General features: G+C 53.0%; 18 protein-coding genes. 9 read left to right on the top strand and 9 right to left on the bottom strand.

The window, feature by feature from the left end:
* Window positions 1-5 precede the first annotated feature (5 nt).
* Window positions 6-1,199 (bottom strand): hypothetical protein, encoded by a 1,194-nt coding sequence (locus tag AB1L42_RS07345; RefSeq protein ID WP_367052975.1) that lies wholly within the window; start codon window positions 1,197-1,199, stop codon window positions 6-8.
* 109 nt (window positions 1,200-1,308) lie between these two features.
* On the opposite strand from AB1L42_RS07345, the gene gmk reads away from it, so the two are divergent.
* The 3 genes from gmk to AB1L42_RS07330 all read left to right on the top strand — a co-directional run bounded on the left by gmk (window position 1,309) and on the right by AB1L42_RS07330 (window position 3,705).
* Window positions 1,309-1,923, top strand: coding sequence for a guanylate kinase (gene gmk / locus AB1L42_RS07340; RefSeq protein ID WP_367052973.1), 615 nt, complete (start codon window positions 1,309-1,311; stop codon window positions 1,921-1,923).
* Window positions 1,913-2,185 carry a DNA-directed RNA polymerase subunit omega gene (locus AB1L42_RS07335; protein ID WP_367052971.1) on the top strand — a complete coding sequence of 91 codons (273 nt, stop codon included), beginning with the start codon at window positions 1,913-1,915 and terminating at the stop codon, window positions 2,183-2,185. The genes gmk and AB1L42_RS07335 overlap by 11 nt, the downstream gene beginning before the upstream one ends.
* A gap of 338 nt (window positions 2,186-2,523) precedes the next feature.
* The gene (locus AB1L42_RS07330; protein ID WP_367052969.1) at window positions 2,524-3,705 is read left to right on the top strand and encodes a VCBS repeat-containing protein; all 1,182 of its coding nucleotides are present in this window, start codon (window positions 2,524-2,526) and stop codon (window positions 3,703-3,705) included.
* Window positions 3,706-3,823: 118 nt separating this feature from the next.
* Here the strand turns inward: AB1L42_RS07330 and AB1L42_RS07325 are convergent, their stop codons facing one another.
* Window positions 3,824-4,645 carry an ankyrin repeat domain-containing protein gene (locus tag AB1L42_RS07325; RefSeq protein WP_367052967.1) on the bottom strand — a complete coding sequence of 274 codons (822 nt, stop codon included), beginning with the start codon at window positions 4,643-4,645 and terminating at the stop codon, window positions 3,824-3,826.
* A 284-nt stretch (window positions 4,646-4,929) separates the two neighbouring features.
* Window positions 4,930-6,939, bottom strand: coding sequence for a diguanylate cyclase (locus tag AB1L42_RS07320; RefSeq protein WP_367052965.1), 2,010 nt, complete (start codon window positions 6,937-6,939; stop codon window positions 4,930-4,932).
* Between the two features lie 327 nt (window positions 6,940-7,266).
* Here AB1L42_RS07320 and AB1L42_RS07315 point away from each other — a divergent pair, with 327 nt between their 5' ends.
* A complete protein-coding gene (locus tag AB1L42_RS07315) occupies window positions 7,267-7,692 on the top strand; it encodes a DUF2784 domain-containing protein (RefSeq protein ID WP_367052963.1) in 426 nt (141 codons plus the stop codon).
* Window positions 7,693-7,722: 30 nt separating this feature from the next.
* Here the strand turns inward: AB1L42_RS07315 and AB1L42_RS07310 are convergent, their stop codons facing one another.
* Window positions 7,723-8,595, bottom strand: a complete 873-nt coding sequence (locus AB1L42_RS07310; protein ID WP_367052961.1) for a thioredoxin family protein — start codon at window positions 8,593-8,595, stop codon at window positions 7,723-7,725.
* A 313-nt stretch (window positions 8,596-8,908) separates the two neighbouring features.
* On the opposite strand from AB1L42_RS07310, the gene AB1L42_RS07305 reads away from it, so the two are divergent.
* From AB1L42_RS07305 to AB1L42_RS07290, 4 genes are all read left to right on the top strand, one after another.
* Window positions 8,909-10,165 carry a putative peptidoglycan glycosyltransferase FtsW gene (locus AB1L42_RS07305; protein ID WP_367052959.1) on the top strand — a complete coding sequence of 419 codons (1,257 nt, stop codon included), beginning with the start codon at window positions 8,909-8,911 and terminating at the stop codon, window positions 10,163-10,165.
* A 54-nt stretch (window positions 10,166-10,219) separates the two neighbouring features.
* On the top strand, window positions 10,220-11,320 hold the full coding sequence (locus tag AB1L42_RS07300; RefSeq protein ID WP_367052957.1) for a UDP-N-acetylglucosamine--N-acetylmuramyl-(pentapeptide) pyrophosphoryl-undecaprenol N-acetylglucosamine transferase: 1,101 nt from the start codon (window positions 10,220-10,222) through the stop codon (window positions 11,318-11,320).
* Between the two features lie 209 nt (window positions 11,321-11,529).
* Complete coding sequence (locus AB1L42_RS07295) at window positions 11,530-13,308, top strand: sodium-dependent transporter (RefSeq protein ID WP_367052955.1); 1,779 nt, start codon at window positions 11,530-11,532, stop codon at window positions 13,306-13,308.
* A 299-nt stretch (window positions 13,309-13,607) separates the two neighbouring features.
* Window positions 13,608-14,360, top strand: a complete 753-nt coding sequence (locus tag AB1L42_RS07290) for a hypothetical protein (protein ID WP_367052953.1) — start codon at window positions 13,608-13,610, stop codon at window positions 14,358-14,360.
* Window positions 14,361-14,446: 86 nt separating this feature from the next.
* Here the strand turns inward: AB1L42_RS07290 and AB1L42_RS07285 are convergent, their stop codons facing one another.
* Genes AB1L42_RS07285 through AB1L42_RS07270 form a run of 4 tightly spaced genes read right to left on the bottom strand, consistent with a single transcriptional unit; the run spans window position 14,447 to window position 18,983 of the window.
* Window positions 14,447-15,799: a metal ABC transporter permease gene (locus tag AB1L42_RS07285; RefSeq protein WP_367052951.1), complete on the bottom strand. Its 1,353-nt coding sequence runs from the start codon at window positions 15,797-15,799 to the stop codon at window positions 14,447-14,449.
* Window positions 15,799-17,271 carry an iron chelate uptake ABC transporter family permease subunit gene (locus tag AB1L42_RS07280; RefSeq protein ID WP_367052949.1) on the bottom strand — a complete coding sequence of 491 codons (1,473 nt, stop codon included), beginning with the start codon at window positions 17,269-17,271 and terminating at the stop codon, window positions 15,799-15,801. Before AB1L42_RS07280 ends, AB1L42_RS07285 begins: the two co-directional genes overlap by 1 nt.
* The gene (locus AB1L42_RS07275) at window positions 17,268-18,038 is read right to left on the bottom strand and encodes an ABC transporter ATP-binding protein (protein ID WP_367052947.1); all 771 of its coding nucleotides are present in this window, start codon (window positions 18,036-18,038) and stop codon (window positions 17,268-17,270) included. Before AB1L42_RS07275 ends, AB1L42_RS07280 begins: the two co-directional genes overlap by 4 nt.
* 51 nt (window positions 18,039-18,089) lie before the next feature.
* Window positions 18,090-18,983, bottom strand: a complete 894-nt coding sequence (locus AB1L42_RS07270; RefSeq protein ID WP_367052945.1) for a zinc ABC transporter substrate-binding protein — start codon at window positions 18,981-18,983, stop codon at window positions 18,090-18,092.
* A gap of 487 nt (window positions 18,984-19,470) precedes the next feature.
* Here AB1L42_RS07270 and AB1L42_RS07265 point away from each other — a divergent pair, with 487 nt between their 5' ends.
* Window positions 19,471-20,064: a UbiX family flavin prenyltransferase gene (locus AB1L42_RS07265; RefSeq protein WP_367052943.1), complete on the top strand. Its 594-nt coding sequence runs from the start codon at window positions 19,471-19,473 to the stop codon at window positions 20,062-20,064.
* A gap of 47 nt (window positions 20,065-20,111) precedes the next feature.
* Here the strand turns inward: AB1L42_RS07265 and greA are convergent, their stop codons facing one another.
* Complete coding sequence (gene greA / locus AB1L42_RS07260; protein WP_367052941.1) at window positions 20,112-20,594, bottom strand: transcription elongation factor GreA; 483 nt, start codon at window positions 20,592-20,594, stop codon at window positions 20,112-20,114.
* Window positions 20,595-20,828: the final 234 nt, after the last annotated feature.

Here is a 20,828-nt window from a genome sequence, read left to right as displayed (position 1 = left end):
GATGATCACTCCTCGACAAACAATTCAATCACACGACCGTCAATCCGAACTTGCAACCCGAGCGGTTGACTCGCCTGCCGCATTAATTCCTCCGCAGGAACCTGCTCGACAGTGACGGAGATTTTCTGGTTCAAATTGATCCCAGCTTCCCGAAGCTGATTATCATCAAATACAACCTCAAGCCCCTGTTGCTCAAGAAGTTGCAATAAGGAACGAAACGGTTTCCGAACCATCTGCAACGTGAACCGCTGATTGTCGATCGAATCGTTTTGAAGCTGTGACGGCGGTCGAACTCGCGGCGGACGCTCGCCGAGCATGACCGCAACTTGCTCGTGATCTTCGATTGTTCCAAAGACGCTCAGGTGATCTTCTTCACGTGCGACTTCCAGCCTAGGAAAACTCTTTTCTAAGAGTCCAATGGCACCAGCCAGTGATCCGGTGCGAGGTCGGTGATCTTTCCAGATTCCGAGTTGTTCGTCTTCCGGAACGATCTCGATTTCGGAACCGTTTCCCCAGCGGAATGTCAGATCGAACTGCGAGAGGAGGATCGTCAGCTGGTCAATCAGATCTCCGTCGCTGATCGACCCGGACCTCCAGAGATCGTGCGGAATGATCTCTGGATTGGTGATCGAAAAGCGGTACCTGGAAGCGACGTTTTGAATCAGTTCACGCGGCGTAGTGAAATCGTCCCAAACCAGCGTTGATTCTCTCAGTGTTTGAAGTTTTTGAAGCGGGGGCCCTTCGGATGCTCGGAACTCGTCATCGAGAAGGGCTATTCGTGTTCGCAGCTTTCGAATTGAATCCGGAGGACCGACGAGAATTGTGTCCGCGATAACGGTCACTTCAGCGCCGATTTCAGCAGCGATTTTTCGAATACCCTCGTCGAAGTAGTCTTCTCTCAGCGTCGCTGAAACTTGACGATGAGGATCGATGCGCCGGTCAATCAGAATTGAGATGTCTCGTTCGCTGGCCAGTTGTTTCAAAAAGGGTTGAATTTCTCGCTTGCGAGCGCTGCTCGACAGAAGAGGCTGGTCCAGAATCTCCTCAAATGCTGCATCGGTCCGCAAGCGGCGATTCGAGCGATCGGCCGCGTCACTGATGGACAGGGATGCGATGAGGAGCAGAATCACGCCATAACCGAACTGTTTCCGGTGATCGCAACTTGGAAAGGGGCAGAGAAGACGATAAATTGCGCGCACGATGCCGAAGCCTGAAATTCTGGAAAACTGAACGATCCATTGGAGGATGCCGATTTGGTCCCGGGACTTCAATCGCATTTTACGGAAATTGAAATGTTGCGGACTGGGAATGACTGAAGAAACCTCCACAGATAATGCTTCTCCCCCTTGTCGTATGGTCGTCCTGTCGGGCCCCAGTGGCAGCGGCAAAACAACGATCGTCGAACGGCTTCTCAGCGACTCTTCCGTCCCGATTCAGATGGCGGTCTCTGCGACGACACGTCCCAAACGCACCGGTGAAATCGACGGAAAACACTACCATTTCATGACTTCCGAGGATTTCGAGGCACACCGGTTGGCCGACGACTTCGTCGAGTGTGCAGAAGTTCATCGAAGCGGTTTCTGGTACGGCACCCTCAAGAGCGAGTTGACTCGAATACAAGAGTCCGGCAGCTGGGTCCTGCTGGAAATTGACGTCGAGGGGGCATTGAAGGTCATGGATTTGTACCCCGATGCGGTGTCGATCTTCTTGCAGACGCCCTCCGTCGATGAGTACGAAAGAAGGCTTCGCAGCCGGGGAACAGAATTAGAGGAAGTCATTCAACGGCGGTTGCGGACTGCGAAAGAGGAGCTAAAATCGTCCGGTACGTACCGGTATCGAGTAATCAATGATGATCTGGATCGAGCTGTGGGAGAAATCTGCACGCTCTTGAAGGATACGGAGAAGAACTTTCATGCACGATGAACTGAAGGAAGATGCGATCGCAAAGAAGGTCGGCGGACGCTTTAAGCTGTCCACGCTGATCCAAAAGCGTCTCGTTCAGTTGAATCGAGGCGCCCCGCCTCTTGTTGACTGCCCGGGCAAGCCCACCATGGGGACAGTGATCGAAGAGATCATGACTGATAAAATCTACCTCGACGTTTCGGACAATGTCGTCATCGTTCCAGATGACGCTCCCGACCTCGAAAAAATGCTGATGGACGAATCGCCTGACGTCGAAGAATAACTTTCGATCTCAGCCCATCTGAGCAAACAGATAAAATACACGAGCCTGATTCCGTCCTGATCGGAATCAGGCTTGTTTTCGTTTTACGGTCGAACTCCAACTTCGTCGACTCCATCAAGTCAAGAAGGTTGTTCTTCCCACGTCGCGAAATCTCGAAGGTGTATTCGCTGCCTCAAACCACACTTGTGAATGCGCCTCGGCAGGAATTCACAACTCCCAGCTAGAAAAACTTCTCCGGGACGCTAGCGAACGTGACTCTCGTAACTCGTGGTGATTGCATCGGGGATCGAAAATGCGTTTAATCGATGTGTCGGTTTCTTGAATCCAGTGGAATTCCTATGTCGAACTATTTGAACGCGCTCCTGTTCGCTTCCGTCAGTCTGCTGACACTTGCACCCTCGGCACTTTTGAAGGCTGACGACGAGTTTGTCGAGTTTCAGGAAGTTGTGCTTGATCCGGAGATTGGCAAAGTCTGCTATGCGGTGACACTGGCGGATGTCGACAACGATGGACTTCAGGATATCGTGGCTGTGACAGAGCGCCGGGTGTTGTGGTTTCAGGCTCCTGACTGGACACCACGTGTGATCATCGAGGACCAGACTCCTCTGGACAATGTTTGTATCGCGCCGCATGACATCGACGGAGATGGACTGGTCGATTTTGCTCTCGGAGCTGGCTGGACGAAGATTGGAACCATCCACTGGCTGACTCGCGGAGATTCGCTCGATGAACTTTGGAAAGTTCACCTGATCGGAGAAGAACGTTGGACGCACCGCATGCGCTGGGCAGATGTCCTCGGAACGGGATCGCCGCAACTTGTCGTTTCGCCGCTCAACGCAACGGCTGGCAACGGTGTTCGGTTGACCGCGTTTGAAGTCCCTGACAATCCAACAGAGGGTGGTTGGTCAGCAACAGTTCTCGATCAGGAACTCAATCGCATGCACAACCACTGGCATGTCGATGTCAACAATGATGATTCCATCGACACATTGACTGCTTCGCAAGAGGGGGTCTATCTCGTCGAGCGAACACCGGAAGGTTGGGCAAAAACTCACATCGGGACCGGGATTGATGGAGAGACTCCCGCTGATCGTGGAGCCGGTGAAGTCAAACTCGGTCGACTGGCTTCGGGTGTCGATGTGATTGCCACTGTCGAACCGATGCATGGCCATTCGCTGGTCGTTTATACCGAACCGGAAGGCGACAGAGAGCTGTGGACACGCACTGTCATCGATGCTGGATTCCAGCGAGGACATGCGATTTGGATGGCTGACATGGATGGAGACGGAAGCGATGAGATTGTCTTCGGTCACAGCGACACCCCGGAGACCTTCGGGGTGATTGTTTACAAAGCTCGCAACAATTGGGGCACGAACTGGTCTAAACACGTTGTCGATGCAGGCGGCATGGCCTGCGAAGACTTGATTGTCGAGGACCTGACCGGCGACGGATTGCCCGACATCGTGGCGGGAGGTCGTGCGACGCACAATTTGAAGTTGTACATCAACCGTGGTCCGTAAGTCGTATTCGAGCTTTCATTGAAGATGGCATGGCACAGTTTGGTTTGCGAGTATTGACTTGCACAACCTCGCGCAAGTCCATCGATTCATTGAGCTTATCGAAGACTTCTAAACGGCTCTAGCTGCGCCATGACTCCAATACTTTTGTGATCTTCGCAAGACCGCGTTCGCGAGCGTGGTCCAGGGCAGTCTTTCCTTGCGCATCGACCAGGCTCGGATCGGCACCCGCTTGAAGGAGAAGTTGGGTGACTTCGTCGCAGTCATCTCGCTGAGTCGCGTTCATGATGAGCGGAGTCACTCCAAAGAAATCAGAGTCTTCTTTGACATTTCGGCTGTTCACATTCGCCCCGGCTGCAAGAAGTCGACGGACCGACTCCGGTGCATGCTCGCTGGCCCAGTGGAGAGGTTTCCCTCCGTAGCAGTTGATTTCATCCGCTTCGACATCTGCTCCCGCCGCGACCAGTTTCTGAACGATCTCGCCATAGTTGTTATGAGCTGGCCAGTGAAGGGGCGTGTCTCCAATCCAACCTCTCTGAAAGACACTGAGCGGGTCTTTCTTGAGATGCAGATCGACGATTTCCGTCCAACCTTCACGGGCCGCGAGATTCAACGCAACTCCGGTTCCATTGGTTCCCTCCGCGAGATGAGGAATCTCATTGAGGAAATAATCCACGACGTCCTGGTGCTTTTTCCAGGCTGCTTGAATCACGGGCGGATACGAATTCATTGGATTCGTATAGACTTCTGCACCATGCTCAACGAGGAGCCGACAGACTTCCAGCTTGCCTCGACTGGCTGCGAATTGGAGTGTCGTCCAGTGGAAGAGATTGGCGTCTGCGTGACGGACAAAAACAACGGCCGGGTCAGCTGCGATGAGTGATCGAATGGCATCCAGATCGCCAGCATCGATGAGTTCGAAGACCAGTTGAGTGCTTGTCATCAGATCGCCCGCTACGAGTCACGAGTGGTGTTCGTTGACTGTAAATCCATTTTCCGGCGTTCACAACGTCAGAAAGGTTACAGCAATGACTCAGCTTAATTTGCATCGTCTCAAAAGAGCACGCTCGATCATTGAATTTGCCGAATCACACAAGTGAGAACTTTGTTCAAACCGACTTGCCCTCGAGCAAGTTGCTCTTGCCTGAGCGCTCGCTTGTGCTGTTTCGTTGAGTAAATGGCTGTGTTTGCTCGTGCGAGAGAATGCTATCCAAATTTAGACACGCTCTAATCGGCAATCAGATAGGCACGCAGCGACTCGTTCACGCGATTGGCTCGTTTATGAAAGACTTCCGGAGAAGAAGGTTTTCCAACCGGTTCAGTGAAGGTTTTAAGACGAAGTCGGCGTGTCCCCTGCTTTTGTTCGTGAGCGGGAATGTCGTGAATCTCAACTCGAACGCGCACGGGCTGCTTATCGTCTTCTTTACCCCATTTGCGGAAGAGTGTTGGAGCGCCAACCTGCAGAGTGATCTCTTCTTCTTTGACCGAGAGAATCTTTGCGTGGATGTCTTCAACGTAGCCCTTGAGCTTCATTGGCAACATCCCTCGAGCCACGCATGCCACGATCTCAGCCTGATGAACATAGGCATCTTCACCCAACTCACTCTTCTTCTGAGACTCGGCCCAATGCTCAGTCACCTGATAGCAGGTTCGGTTTCGACCAGAGTTTTTGGCATCGTACAACGCCTGGTCAGCGCGTTTGGTGACTGACTCGAAAGTGTCACCCATTTCGACTTGAGCGACTCCGAATGAAGCTGTGACTCGAAGGTCATCCCGCCCGGCGATTTCAGCGCTCGAGATGGATCTTCGCAAACGTTCTGAGCGTTCGATTGCCACTTCAAGCGGTGTTTCCGGACAGAGGATCACGAACTCTTCTCCTCCGTAACGTCCCACTTGCTCGCCCGAATAGAGCTCGTCCTGAATGAGCCGAGCCACGTCGATCAAAACGCGATCGCCGACTGCGTGCGACAATCGATCGTTGATCGCTTTGAAGTGATCGAGGTCGACAAAGACGACGGAATATGGGATTTGCGGATCTTTCTCCCATTGCTGAAAGGCTTGTGTCAGTCGCTGTTCCAATTCACCACGGTTAAACGCTCCGGTAAGTGCGTCACGAGTGGCTGCCATTTGAAGTTTTCGGAACTGACCTCGATGTCGCTTCGACTCATTTCCATCGCAGATGAGTTCCATGACTGCACGCACAGCCCCGGAATCATTCGTGACTGGCAATGTCTGGACGTCGAAGCTCTGAGAATTTCCGTCGACATCTTTGAGGTTCAAACGATGGCAAACCGGAATCGACTCTTCCAGACATCGATCAACTGGGTCCGGCTTCGCTTTGGTGGACGAGACGATCGAACGGTGCCACGTTTGGCCAATCAGCTCTCCGGGAGAGTAGCCAAACATTTTGACCGCACCCATGTTCCACATGACGATTCGCTGATCGCGATCGATCATATAGAAGGCGTCGTACAGGCTTTCGAGTGTGTGCAGATATTGAAAGACGTGACAAAAGCGGCTGGCGGCCATTTTCGCATTGTTATCGGCAGGTGCATTCGCAGCGATTGACGCATTCTCTGCATCTGTGTCGGACAGAACCGATGCTCTTTCACTGTGAAGCCAGCGTTCCAGCGCTGCAACAACGTTTCTGTCGAACCCTTTCCCAGCTTGTTCTTCCAGTGTTCGAAGAGCTTTGTTGGTGTCAAACGCCGGTCGATACGGTTGAACTGAAGTCAGTGACTCGTAGGCATCAGCGACGGCGAGAATTCTTGCTCCGAGACTCGCGGGTTTGTCCTGTGTGGATGTGCCGTCAATATTCACTCCATGTGATTGAGCCACAATATCGATGACGTCTGGATTGACCTGGCAGCACTGCAGGACTTCGACAGCGACGCGATTAAATCCTGCGATGTATTCGTATTCATCCGGACTCAGCTTGCCCGGCTTGCCGAGAATGTGGTCCGGCACGCCCAACTTGCCGATGTCATGCAGGAGAGCGGCGATCTCAATAAGTCGCAGCTGCATGTCTTCCCAACCGAGACGAGATCCAATCCCGACGGCCAAGAGTCCGACGCGTCGTGAATGCTTCAGAACGCGCACGTCACGGAAATGAATCGCGGCCAGCAAACGTCGAAGAACATGAATCGAGATAATGTCGTCGAGTTCATTCGGCGGAGTCGGAAGTTGACTTGCTTTGGAAAGCTGCAACACAGATTCCAGGAGCAAGGAGGAATTCATCGGGTGATTCCCGATTGCGGAGAGCTGTGCTGTTGAGGGGGTGGTCAGCGTGGACATTGTAGAACCGACTTCAAGCCAGGATCGAATAGGACGTTTCGCCGATCGAAACCGAGTACGAAAACCTATGCCACGCAACGGACCGGTCAACTTGCTTGAAACTTTATTCCAAGCAGGACCGTGGAGTTTGTGACGGTCGTGAGAGATGACAATCCTCGCGTCCCGAGTAACTCGTCTCGACGCCGAGCAATAAGCCTCAAAATCGGAACTTCTGATTGAATTGGCTGCATTTCGTGGAATATTCGACTGCGCCTATGAATCTTGATAGGCATGAACGAATCGAATTACGCTCTGCTCGCCGATCTCGTGGCTGTGGTCCACTTGGCGTATGCAGCCACGATCGTGATCGGTCTCTTACTGGTCCTGTGTGGTGGCATCGCCGGATGGAAATGGGTGAGAAATCGATGGTTTCGAATCATCCATCTGCTGATGATTCTCATCGTCGTCGCCGAAGCGTGGGCCGGTGTCACCTGTCCATTAACGACACTCGAAGAGTCTTTAAGAGCAAAAGCAAACCAGCCGTTCGATGGAGACGGATTCCTGGCGGGACTCGTGCATCAGCTACTCTTCTTCGATGCACCGTGGTGGGTCTTCACCATGTGTTACACCGTATGCGGGCTGTTAATTCTCGTCTCGCTGAGCTTCGTGCCGCCGGATTGGTCGAGCAGAAAGACTGCACGCCGCCTCACGAATTGATTCGCAGCAATCGCTTGAACAATCAACCGACTACTTGACCACTCTTTCGATCTGATCAACGTTCAAAACAACTTCTGCCTGAACGTAGCGATCGGGCTCCGATTTGAAACGCGTCCGATTGTCATTCGAGCTGAAGAGATAAAGCTGCTCGTCATAGAAAGCACCGAAGCGGGTGTCGCCGGGGACAGCTCGATCGGTTTCCCAGGCAATCACGGGATCGCAACCGAGAAACTGCGGAGCATAGCGATCAGGTGTCAGACGAAAGTCGTCCCGTTCCTGTTCGCTGGCCATGTGGAAAACCTGACCTTTGTATTCCACCTGCCAGCGGGAGTTGCCTTTCTCCCATCGCCGTGTTTTCCACAATGTGACGGGACAGTATCCGTCGAGCATTACAGACTGCTGGCCAGCAGGTCGGATCGTTGATTCACTCTGGTCAGCCGCAATTTCTGGAGAAGTGCTTGGCTTCGGTTGTCGTTGAGCAAGGAGGTCTGAGTAGCGAGTATTGGCCCGCATCATCAGCGAGACGTATTCGCCGGTGCTCTTAAAACCGGTTGTTCTCAGCAGTTGCGACCCATTTGGTTCGAGAAACAAGTCCGTTGGAAACTGGTGGACACCAAAGCGGCGAGCGAGGTCTGGTCGTTCGTTGACATCAATTTTGACACCGACCACCGACGAGCCCAGCTTCTCGCGAACCTGTTGCGTCGGGAAAACTTCCCGTTCCATCAACTGGCAGGGTCCGCACCACTCCGCCCCGAAGTGACACAGAATCGGGCGGTTTGTTTCCATGGCGACTTTGCGGGCTGCGTTGAGATCGCTGTGCCACAGCGTTTGAGCAGACGCCGCCTGTGCGAAGTGCAGAGTGACTACGGTCAGTGCAAAGAGTCGAGCGGACGGTAAGTGCATAGCAACCTCGCATAGTTGGAGACGACGTCACCGAAGAAACAGATGCGTTCAGAGGCAAGCGCTCCAAATTTCCTATCGACCATTGCTGTTCACGCGATGCAATTGATTTCCGATGCTCTGCAATCTTCAGAACACGGCTGAATGCGTCGTCCGGTTAGGAAACTTTCGAAGACTTGAACGATCCTGTTGGCCAGCGAGTCCGAGAGAAGAGTTCCGGCGAGATCACAGTCGAAGTGTCGATGAATACGCTTGAGTGAGATGGAAAACAGCTGAGCCCATTCCGTCAGCAAGACGAATCCAGTGAAACTGGCTCTTGAACCCACAAACAACAAGCGTCATGAAGGCCATCACTGTTCAACACGAAGATCCAATATCGCTGCAGAGAGCGTCGACAGTGCAACCGGTCGATCAGCTCTTTCTGGCGATGATTGCCATGTTGATTGCCGTCGGCGTGCTGTTTGTCGACAGTTCCAGCATGACATCTGCAAGCAGACCGGAAGAATCGATCCAACTTTCCAAGCATCTCATCTTTCTAGGAATTGGATTGGCTGCTGGGCTCGTTGCAGCCAGTCTTCCCGAACGTTTCTGGATCTGGCTGGCCCCTGTGATTTATCTGGCGACGATTGCTTTGTTGGTCATGGTTCTGTTGCCTGCGTTCGGTCATCGCGTCAATGGAGCACAGCGCTGGATTCGTTTCGGCTCGTGGAGCCTTCAGCCCTCTGAGATCGCCAAGTTATCAGTGCCGATGATGGTCTGCGCGTACCGGTTTCGATACCGCGACCGACTCAGTTCCCCGAAACTGGTTGACTTCGTGTCGATTGTACTCATCGGCGGGCTTCCGGTGTCGTTGATCATTCTCGAACCCGACCTGGGGACGTCGCTCTTTATCTGCTGTGGGATCGTGTTGGTCCTGTTTCTGACAGGTTGGCCGAAGTGGCACTTTCTTGTAGCTGGCTTGATGTGTGTTCCGATGATCGTCGGGCTCATCATTCTTCATCCGTATCAACTTGCCCGCATCAAAGGGTTCATTCAAACCTGGACGAATCCAACCGAAGCCCCGTATCAGGTGCGCCAGTCGTTGACATCGCTGGGAGTCGGCGGATTGTCTGGAACGGGTTTGGGACGTGGCTGGCAGAAACTGAGTTTTCTTCCTGAAGCGGACACGGACTTTGTCTTCGCGGCGGTCGGGGAAGAACTTGGGCTGCTCGGAACGCTTGGCGTTGTTGTGCTGTGGTGTGGTCTGTACTCGACGGGACACCGCATGCTCTCTCGATCGACAGCTTGCAGTTTTCGAGTTGTGGCTGGGACAACAATCCTCACGCTGTTAATTTTCCAAGCAGCGATTAACGTGGCGGTGGTGACGGCGATGGTTCCGCCGAAAGGGATCTCTCACCCGTTTCTCAGCTATGGAGGGAGCAACCTGGTGATGAGCCTGTTCAGCCTGGGAGTCTTCTGGAGTTTGACGAGAAGTGAAAGCGGTGCGGAGATTCTCCATCGATCAGTTGAGGATCAAAACGAACTCTTCGAAGAGAACTCGTCTGAAGCGATCGAAGTCACGGCTGATGGCTGACCAAATCGAAGCAATCTACGGAACGCTCAACTTTGCATATCTGAGCGAGTGGTGATGGAGAACTTGCATCGTTATCTGTTCTGCGGAGGAGGAAGCGGGGGGCACCTGTTTCCTGGAATCTCCGTAGCGCAAGAGATCAAAGCGAGACAACCGCAAAGCCAAATTTGCTTTCTGACGACCGGACGTGACATTGAACGCAGAATTCTGGACGACTCTGAATTCGAACAGATTCCTATCGACTCGGTCACGAGTTCTCAACTCATGAGAAACCCGGTGGTCGGCTTGCCTTCCTTCATCGGGGCTGCTCGAAGAGTTCGAAGTCTCATGCGTGAAAATCCGCCGAGAGTCGTGATCGGCCTTGGAGGTTTTGGGAGTGTTCCCGGGATTCTGGCAGCCATGAGCCTGCGAATCCCGGCAGTGATCCTTGAGCAAAACGTTATCGCAGGTCGAGCGAACTCGTTACTGGGACTCTTCTCCAACCGGATTTGCACGAGCTTTCCGCATTCTCGCGAGATGAGACTACCCAAGGTTCGCTGCGAGTGGACGGGGAATCCCGTACGAAAAGAAATACTCGAAGCCACAGCTTCTTCGAACGACACCAAGCCGCAACGTCAATTGCTGGTACTCGGAGGAAGTCAGGGAGCCCACGAAATCAACCGAGCGTTCCGCGACTTCTGTTCTCGGCATGGGGAGCTGTTGTCTGACTGGACTGTGATCCATCAAACGGGAAAGAGTGATCAGAAGGAGTTCCAAGAGTTCTACAACTCGATGCCCTTGAACATCACCTGTTCGGACTTCATTGATGAAATGGGACGTGAACTCAGCCGAACGTCTTTGGTGATCTCACGGGCTGGAGCAACGACGTTAGCGGAACTTGCTGCTATCGGACTGCCAGCGATGGTCATTCCCGATCCGAATTCGATCCGGAACCACCAGTACCTCAACGCGAACTATTACGCGCAGCGTGGCGGAGTTGACCTGGTCGAAGAAGAGCACGGCGGCGAAGAATTCTATTCAAGGTTTCATCGCGTTCTGGAATCATTGCTCAATGACTCAGACAAGCTCACGAAGATGGCCAAGAAGCAGCGGGAGTCCGGAAAACCGGATGCGACGCAACGCGTTGTCGACATCATTCTGAGTCAACGAAAACTCTGAATCGAGTCTCTTCTCAGCAGCGCAGTAACTACGCTTGCGTCGTTCGACATCGTTGAGTCACATTCCGTGAAAGCGACCGAACTTACTTAGAGCGTTTGGAGTTGAACGACCCGGTCGAATTGCAACAGGGAATTGTCCGGTGTAATTTCTGTTTTGATGTGTCTTGCAGCGAGACACACGCTCTGAGGTATGCGCGAAGGAACTCCAGGATGGCAGGTCAAGTGAAGGAGACCGGACGGTCTCATTGGAAATCTCGCTTTGGGTTTGTGCTGGCAGCTGCGGGATCTGCTGTCGGGTTGGGAAACATCTGGAAGTTTCCGTACATCACCGGCGAGAACGGAGGAGGCCTGTTCGTTCTGATCTATCTGGTGTGCATCCTGCTCGTGGGTCTTCCGATCATGATCGCGGAAATCATGATCGGCCGCGCCGCCCAGAAGCAACCAGTCGGAGCGTTCGAAGAGCTCAATGGTGGTAAAACCGTTTGGTCGGCGGCGGGGTGGATGGGCGTCCTCGCCGGCTTCATCATCTTGTCGTTCTATATCGTCGTCGCTGGCTGGTCGATGGATTACACGCTGAAGTCGATCGTCAACTTCACTCAGCCAATTGAAAAAGAAGCTGCTGCTGAAACTGATCTGTACATCGCGACGACGGACATGGAGTCGATGCAGAACTATCTGATCGACCGAAGACTCGCGGATCAGGCTCGAATGGGTGAATCACTGCTGGAACGGGAAATCTCGAAACGACAGTTGGAAGAGTTCTCGAGATTTCAGGCTGCCGTTGCCGCAGCGGACGATTCTGAAGAAGCGAGTCGGCGACTGCTGACCGATCCGGAGTTAGAAAAGACTGTCACCCATGTGAACGCTATTCAAAAACAAATTGACGAGTTGAGAGAAGGGATCGAAGAACAGGTTCGGGCTGACGTGACGGGAATCACCGACGAGGTTCTCTTCCAGCAGGTCAAAATGGAAAAGCGCCGGGAGTTGGTGCTGTCGAAAGTTGGAGTGACTTTCGGGAACCTGTATACGAACGGTTGGCAGTCGTTGATGTGGGCGTTCCTTTTCATGGCATTGACCGTGGGAGTGGTCGCTGGCGGAGTCTCGGCCGGGATTGAAAGAGCCTGTCAGATCCTGATGCCGACCTTGTTCGCGCTCATCTGCACGATGGTTCTTTACGGAGCCTTTCAACCCGGATTTTCGGCGGCGGTCAGCTTCGTCTTCAGCCCTGATCCAAGCCGACTCAAACCGAGTGGAGTTCTGGAAGCACTGGGACACGCGTTCTTCACGCTCTCACTGGGGATGGGTGCGATGATGACCTACGGCTCCTATCAAAGCACCAAGACCGGTCTCTTCAAGGAAGCTTTGATGATCACCTTTCTGGACACACTCATCGCACTTCTGGCCTGCCTGATGATTTTCCCCATCACCTTTTCGTATGGGCAAGAACCAACAGCTGGCCCCGGACTGGTTTTCATGAGTATGCCGCTTGCGTTTGCTGAAATCGGAACCGGAGGGATGCTGCTTTCGATTCTCTTCTTCGGGCTGCTCTTCTTCGCCGCTCTGACATCCGCGCTCTCTCTGCTGGAAGTCTGCGCGTCGTACTTGATCGATCAGAAAGACTGGTCTCGTCCGCAGGCAGCATTGGCGACCGGTATCATTACACTCTTGGTCGCTGTGCCGAGTGCATTTGATGGAGATCCCGACACACTCCTGGGGACGTGGCACGCTGACTACGGCAAAGGGTTCTTCGATACCGTCGATCATCTGGCATCAAACTGGATGCTGCCGCTGGGAGGTTTGCTGATCGCGGTCTACGCTGGGTGGGTCATGCCCCGCAAGCTTCAGGAAGCAGAAGTGGAAGACACTCCGAGCTGGATGTTCCAGGGATGGCTGTTCGTGATCCGAATCGTCGCTCCGGCACTCGTTGTGGTCGTGCTTCTACAGAAAGTTGGCATTTTTGACGTCGATGAGCTGGTCAGCCGGTTCTGATTCGCAGCGTGTCACTAAAACCGATGAATCTGTTCATCAATTGACGAAACCAAGCGAATTTCTTGCCAAAACTCAGGGATTAACTTGGTTTCGTCCAAGTCGAGGGAGATTCTGCGAGTTGATCCCCTGTTTGTGAGAGAATGCCTTCTCAATTGCCCGGCTTCATTTTTTCTTGGTCGTCGATTGAGCAAGCTTTGTTTATAATCAGAAAACACGGATCGGAAGTCCTGCCATCATCTTGCCGGGCGACGCATGAGGGTCGACCTGCAACCATTCTAAAAAATTCGGAGATATTTGAGATGCTGAGAACTGCACTTTGTGTCTGCGCCGTGCTGGCGTCTTCAGTGACGACAGTCCAGGCTCAAGGCTGGGGAACCATCGAAGGTCAGTTTATTCTGGAAGGGGACGTGCCTGAAGTTGCTCCACTCGTAGCTCAAGGCGACGCCAGCGCGAAAGATGCAGCTGTCTGTGCTGCCAATGCGGTCCCGAATGATGCCATGGCATTCAATGCCGATAACAAGGGAATCGCCAACGTCGTCGTCTTCATGCGACGCGCATCTTCGATTCATCCCGATCTGAAAGAGAGCAAGGAAAAGACAGTTGAGTTCGACCAGAAAGGGTGCCGATTCCTTCCGCACGCGATGGTCGTTCGAACCGACCAGACCATCACCTGCAAGTCGAGCGACGGCGTCGCACACAACGTGCACTCATCGCCATTTGCAAACTCACCAGCGAACTTCATCGTTCAACCGAACGATCAGAAGGGTGTCGAGGTCAAAGTCCCACTCGCTGAATCTCTGCCAGTGCAGGTTGTCTGCGACATTCATCCATGGATGAAAGCTTGGTGGATTGTCGTTGATCATCCTTACGCCGCTGTCACAGACGAAAACGGAAAGTTCACCATCGAGAACCTTCCAGAAGGCGAAAACGAATTCCGAGTCTGGCACGAAAACGCCGGATACATCAACCGAAAATGGATCGTGAACGTCAAAGCTGGCGAAGTCACAAAAGTCGAAACAGTGGAAGTGCCACTGAGCTCATTCGAAGAGTAATCGTCGCCGATTGCGACACACTCGACAAATCACCCGTTCGATGCCAAGTCATTGAGCGGGTGATTTTTTGTAGCAACATCCAAACACTACGAAGGCGAATCTTGATCAGACTTTGCTGAATCCCGTTCCGCAGGAATCGGACGTCCGTGTGGATCGTTCTCAGGAGCGTTAGTCTCGTGATTCAACCGCTCGCGCAAGTCTTTGTCAGTGAAGTGCTCGAGCCGCTCTGCTTTCTGATGGAGGCGATCTGCATCGATCCCCGCGTGCGAGACGAGATATTCTTCCCACAGCCGGTGCGAACGAACGAGACTTTCAGCCCGCAACCGTCCCTGGTCCGTCAGATTATATTCGCCTTGATTGACAACAAGCTGCGAGCCTGAGACCAGGCGATGCAGAACGACCTTCATCGAAACGAAGTCCGCGAGCAGTTCGCTTCGCAGCGTTTCGAAATCATGATCAATGGAGAGTTCGCGTTCCTCAATTCGATACAGAAACGCGACGACATCTTCTTCCAGGATCTGCCAGGCGAGTAAACGCTGTCTGACAAAACGAATAAGCACCCCGCTCTTCGGACTAAACACGATCGATAGAAAGAGAATCACTCCGGCGCTGACTGCCATCATGCCCGCAGTGGTTGTGCTCTCGAACCCAAACCACCCAGGCACGATGATCGCCGACAGATGACCTGTCACAGCGGAGATGACCGCGAGAATGACGCTCACGAAAATCATCGGCAGGAGCCGGTTCGTCAGCATATACGCTGCAGAAGCAGGAACGACGAGCATCGCCACGACCAAAATGTTTCCGACACTCTCGAAGCTGGCGACAGCTGTGACAGCCACGAGAATCATCAACAGATAATGAATCAACCGCGAACTGAATCCGACTGTTGTCGCTAGACCCGAATCGAAGGAACTGATCTTCAGCTCCTTCCAGAACAGCCCTACGAACAACAGATTAAGCACTGTCACCACCGAAAGCGTGACAACAGCTCTGGGAATCAGATATCCCCCGATGTCGACCAGATCCAACGGAGTCATCTCGATCGCGCCATAAAGCACACACCCAGGATCAAGATCAACATGGTCAGCTGCGCGGACAATCATGATGAGTCCCAGAGCGAACAGGGAAGTAAACACCACCCCCATCGACGCTCCCTCATCGACCTTTCCCGCTCCTCGAATCCACTCGGTGAAGAACGCAGTCAGAACACCCGCCAGGACTGCTCCAACAAACATGGGCCAACTGTTGCGACTCTCCGTCAGGAAGAATGCCGCTGCCAGCCCCGGGAGCACTGCATGACTGATGGCATCCCCGAGCATGCTCATGCGACGGAGGACTAAAAAGTTCCCAAGTAGAGCCGATGCGACCGCACACAAAACTCCTGCTGCAATGATCCAGCCGTCGAGGGCCCAACTCCAGTTTTCCAAAATGCTCATCAGTCCTCTGCTCCTGCTTTGACTGACGAGTCTGTCAACTCATGAGGACTCGCTGGGACATCCTGACCAGTTCGATCGAGAAGCAATTCCAACTCGGCAATCATGTCCGGATCGAGCACGTGTTCGATCATATCCGCCTCGCGGTCGACTCGGCTTGGGGCGATCTCTGCATGCGTGATCAGATAAAGTTCCCAAAGGCGATGTTGTCGCGTCAGCCGGATGGCTTCTGTGATTCCCGGAGATTTCAATGTGACAAACTGATTTTCGAATGCTACCAGACCGGCACTTTGTTCCCGGCGGATCGTTCCGCGCAGTCGACGTTCCGACCAGGACCTCTTTCTCAATAACTCATCGAACGAAACACCAGCGTCTTCTTTCTCTTTTCCCGATTCAAGGTTTTCGTAGACCGCCCGCAATAAGTGCTCGCGGTCGATGCGGCGATTCAGGCGAATTCTTCTCAGTCCTCGAATCAAGAGTCCTCGCTTCGAGCCGAAGATCAGGCTGATGGCAAAAAAACCGGTGCAGATCAGGACGATCATCGCACCGGATGGCAATCGGGAAAACAGAGCGCTGAACTCGGCTCCCAGCATTCCACTGACCATTCCGAGCCCGGCGGAAATCCAGGCCATGTTTGACATCTCGTCCGACCAGAATCGAGCTGCCGCTGCGGGGATGACCAGAAGCGCAATCATCAACACCAAACCGACAGCTTGCAGGCCAACGATTGTCACCACGACAACAGTTAGCATCAGAAGGATGTCCAGAAGCATGACTGGAAATCCGCGAGAGCCTGCAAATTTTTCATCGAAGCAAAGCAGCTTCAGTTCTTTGAAGAACACAAGACAGAGCCCAATGCTTCCGAATGCTGCCAGCGTGATCGTTTTGGCATCCGCGACGTTCATCGAGGCAGTTTTGCCGTAGATGAAAGCTTCCAAGCCTGCCGAGTGGCCTCCTGAAACCTGCTGAACAATTCCGAGCAATGCGACGCCTGCTCCGAAGAAAACCGAAAGCACAGCTCCCAGCGCGGCGTCATCTTTAAGTTGTGTCGACTTTCGAATACAGAGAATGGTCAACATCCCCAGAATCCCGGAGACCGTCGCCCCCAGCAGAAGAACGGTGAGCGATTTCCCGTCGTACCCCAGTTTCGTAGCCAGCAGGAAAGCGATACAAATCCCCGGCAATGTGGCGTGGCTGAGAGCGTCTCCCATCAGTGCCCGTCTTCGCAGAAGGGTGAAGCTACCGACGATCCCAGCGGCGCATCCCAGAAGCGTGGTTCCGAAAACAACCACTCGAGTGTTGTAGTCCTTCAGCAACACCACACGACGCACCTGCTCCCAAGTCGGCCAACTGCCCGCACCGTTTGCCAGCGAATTCAGACTCGACGATTCTTCGCCAGTTGCGTATTGCGAGAAGCAGCCAGACATCCAGATTGTTGCGATGAGAAGCAAGGCGATTCGCCCACAACGAATCATAAGGAACGCTCCCGTCGACGCATCGCTTCGGAAACTTCCTCGAGCAACGTCAGTCGTCCTCCGTACGTCTTTTGCAGATTGTCATTCGTGAAGACATCCTCGACCGGGCCGTGTGCCACAACCCGCATGTTCAAAAGCACCACGTAATCGAAATACTCCGGGACAGTCTGAAGATCGTGATGGATCACGACAGCGGTTTTTCCACTCTGTTTCATCTCTCCAAGAATGTCGATGATGGCACGCTCGGTGGCTGCATCGACAGCTGCAAACGGTTCATCCATCAGATAGAGGTCAGCATCCTGCACAAGAGCTCGAGCGAGAAAAACTCTCTGTTGCTGTCCTCCCGAAAGCTGACTGATCTGTCGTTTTGCGAAGTCGGCAATCCCCACACGATCGAGTGCCTCCATGGCTGCCTGACGATGTTTTCTTCGCACCGGAAGGCACCAGCCAATTTCGCCATACAGGCCCATGGTGACAACATCGAGTGCGTCGACAGGAAAGTCCCAGTCGACACTTTCTCGTTGAGGCACGTATCCAACACGGCGACGATTCTCGCGATACGACTTTCCGTAAACCAACACTTTTCCGGATGCCCGAGGAGTCAAATCCATCACCGCTTTGAGAAGCGTACTTTTGCCTGCTCCATTTGGTCCGACAACACCAATCAATGAACCCGCAGGAAGTTCAAAACCCACATCCCAGATGACCGGTTTACGATGATATGCAACTGTCAAATCTGAAACTGCGAGCGGAATCTCCTCGTTCATTTTGATGACCTGATTCTCTGTTTCCCTCAATGTGTTGGCGACCACTGTCTTTCAATCGACCGATCGAACAGCCGACGACTCGCTTGAAACGTCTTGTTTTCGGAATTGTCCGTCTGGGACCGTTCCTCCCAGAGCTTTCGTCACACTGGTGATGTTGTGATCAAGCATCCCCACGTAAGTCCCTTCGTAGCTTCCATCAGGACCCATTGCATCAGAAAAAAGCTCTCCTCCGATCTCGACGGTGTGTCCCTTGGACTGTGCTCCTTCCACGAGAGCCATGATATTCTTCCGTGACACACTGCTTTCCACAAAGACTGCCTTCACTTTACGGTCGACGATGAGATCGACCAACTCATTGATACGTTGTAAACCCGCTTCGGATTCCGTCGACAAACCTTGGACACCAACGACCTCCAGTGAATAGGCTCGTCCAAAGTAATTGAAAGCATCGTGAGACGTAATCAGAATTCGACTCGACTCCGGAATCGTCGCGATTGACGTCTTTCCGTATTCATGCAGCTTCTCCAACTGCGTGCGGTATTCGTTTGCTCGAGATTGAAACTCCGAAGCGTGCGCAGGTGAGTAGTCGGACAACGCCTTTTCGACGACATCGATGCATTGCGACCAGGCAGCCACATCCATCCAGACATGTGGATCAAGATGCCCTTCGGCCCCTTCCGGTTCTAGCAGCTGATCTTCTTGAATCAATTCTGTGACCGCGTAAACTGGCTTGGATCTCGCGACTTTCACGAAGACATCCGCCATCTTGCCTTCCAGCATGAGGCCGGAATAGAAGACGAGGTCGGCCTGCATAATCTTCTGAACGTCATCACGAGTCGCTTTGTAAAGGTGCGGATCGACTCCAGCCCCCATGATCTGCTTAACAGTTACCCGGTCGCCACCGACATGGCGGACCAGTTCGGCAACCATCCCTGTCGTTGTCACAACGTCGATCTGAGCCCCCGATTCTTGTGGGTCGTTTTTCCCTGTACCACTTGTGGAAGTGGAACTCGCTCCGCAACCGAACAAGAAACACGTGCCTATGATCAGCAACAGCTGAACCGTTTGAAAGTGACTTCTGAATCCAGAACGAACGATTTGTCGAAGCTCCATTTGTGTCTCGATTTCATTGTGAACGGCAAACAATTTGTATCATATGCTACATTGATCGCACTGTAAAAGTCGAGGTCTCCACAAAAATCGACTCATTTTACCACAAGTGGTAACTGTTCCCGACAATTATCCATTCCCTCACGTGAATTCCAGAAGCATCCCACGGTTTCAACTCTTCTGAACAGGCAGTCGAACAATCACGTGACCATGCTAAGATCTCTCAATTGTTTGCTCGAACATTCCTCGAACGAATGTCGCGAACTCGTTCCAATCGACGCGTCGAAGCAATTTCCGCGCGTCTCCTGACTGAATCCGTGCCATGAAAAAGCGAATCATCATCGGCGTGAGCGGTGCATCGGCCGTCATTTACGGAATCCGCACGCTCGAACACCTTCGAGACATTCCCGATGTCGAGACGCACCTGATCCTCTCCCAAGGAGCACGAGTCACGATTCCCATCGAAACGCGTTACTCTTGTCAGGATGTCGAGAAGTTGGCTGACGTTGTCTACCGAGAAGACAACATGGCCGCCGCTGTTTCTTCCGGGTCATTTCGAACGGACGGCATGATTGTGATCCCCTGCAGCGTGAAGAGCCTGTCTGGAATCGCAAATTCTTACGCCGACAACTTGCTCGTTCGTGCAGCTGACGTTTGCCTGAAAGAGAAGCGGAAACTGATTCTGGCTGTCCGCGAGACGCCGCTACACAAGGGGCATCTTGAACTGATGCTCAAAGCCGCCGACCTGGGGGCACTCATTCTCCCCCCCACGCCGGCATTCTATCACCACCCGGAGTCGATCGAAGACATTGTCGATCAGACGATTGGGAAAGCCCTGGACTATTTCGAAATCGAACACTCCCTCTTCAAGCGATGGGGAGAAAAGTCCGGGGACCGCAGCTACAAGTCAGACTGAAAGCTGACCGGGAAACTGCACACGGCCACATTGTCAGCCCGTCTACGCTACTCTCCGTGGTCGACAATTTTGACGATCTTCACGTCCATCGTCGTTCGCGGCAGCTCGATACTGACTTGATCTCCGACCTTTTTACCCATGAGCGCAGTTGCGATCGGGCTTGTAGTCAGAATCTTCATGACTGGCCCATCGTAGTTCTCTTCTCCAGGGCCGACGAATTCGTAAGTCTCTTCTTCATCGAGATCGATGTCGATGATCGTGACTGTCGAGCCGAAAGTCACTTCCCCTTTAGGCATGTCAGACTTGTCGACGACGCGGCAGTCCGCGAGCCTGGTTTTGAGTTGCGCAATTTTCGCGGCGATTCGGCCCTGCTCTTCGCGTTGCCCATGATACTCGGCGTTTTCCTTCAGATCGCCTTCTGCACGGGCTTCGGCAATCTTTTCAGCGATCTCGGGCATGACAACGTTTTCGAGATGTTGAATTTCCTTCTTAAGCTTGTCGTACCCTTCGCGAGTAATCGGTTGGACCATGACGCTATCTCTTCGAACTCTATGGATTGGAGAAATTTTGAATTGAGATGAGGCAAGTAACGCGAAGAGGAATTGCCTCTTCAGACTTCTTGCAACAAGTGGAAACCGTCGTTGCCACGAGCGACAGGCCCCATGTCACTCGTCGATCGTTGCTCGTCGATTCATGTCACCCGTTGTTGACACTTGCAACGAGAATCCTTGATAAATATGTAAAACAACACGGGGCACGACGAT

The organism is Thalassoglobus sp. JC818 (assembly GCF_040717535.1).
GTDB lineage: Bacteria > Planctomycetota > Planctomycetia > Planctomycetales > Planctomycetaceae > Thalassoglobus.
Note: the sequence above shows the minus strand (reverse complement) of the source record. Positions and strands in the feature narration are given on the sequence as shown.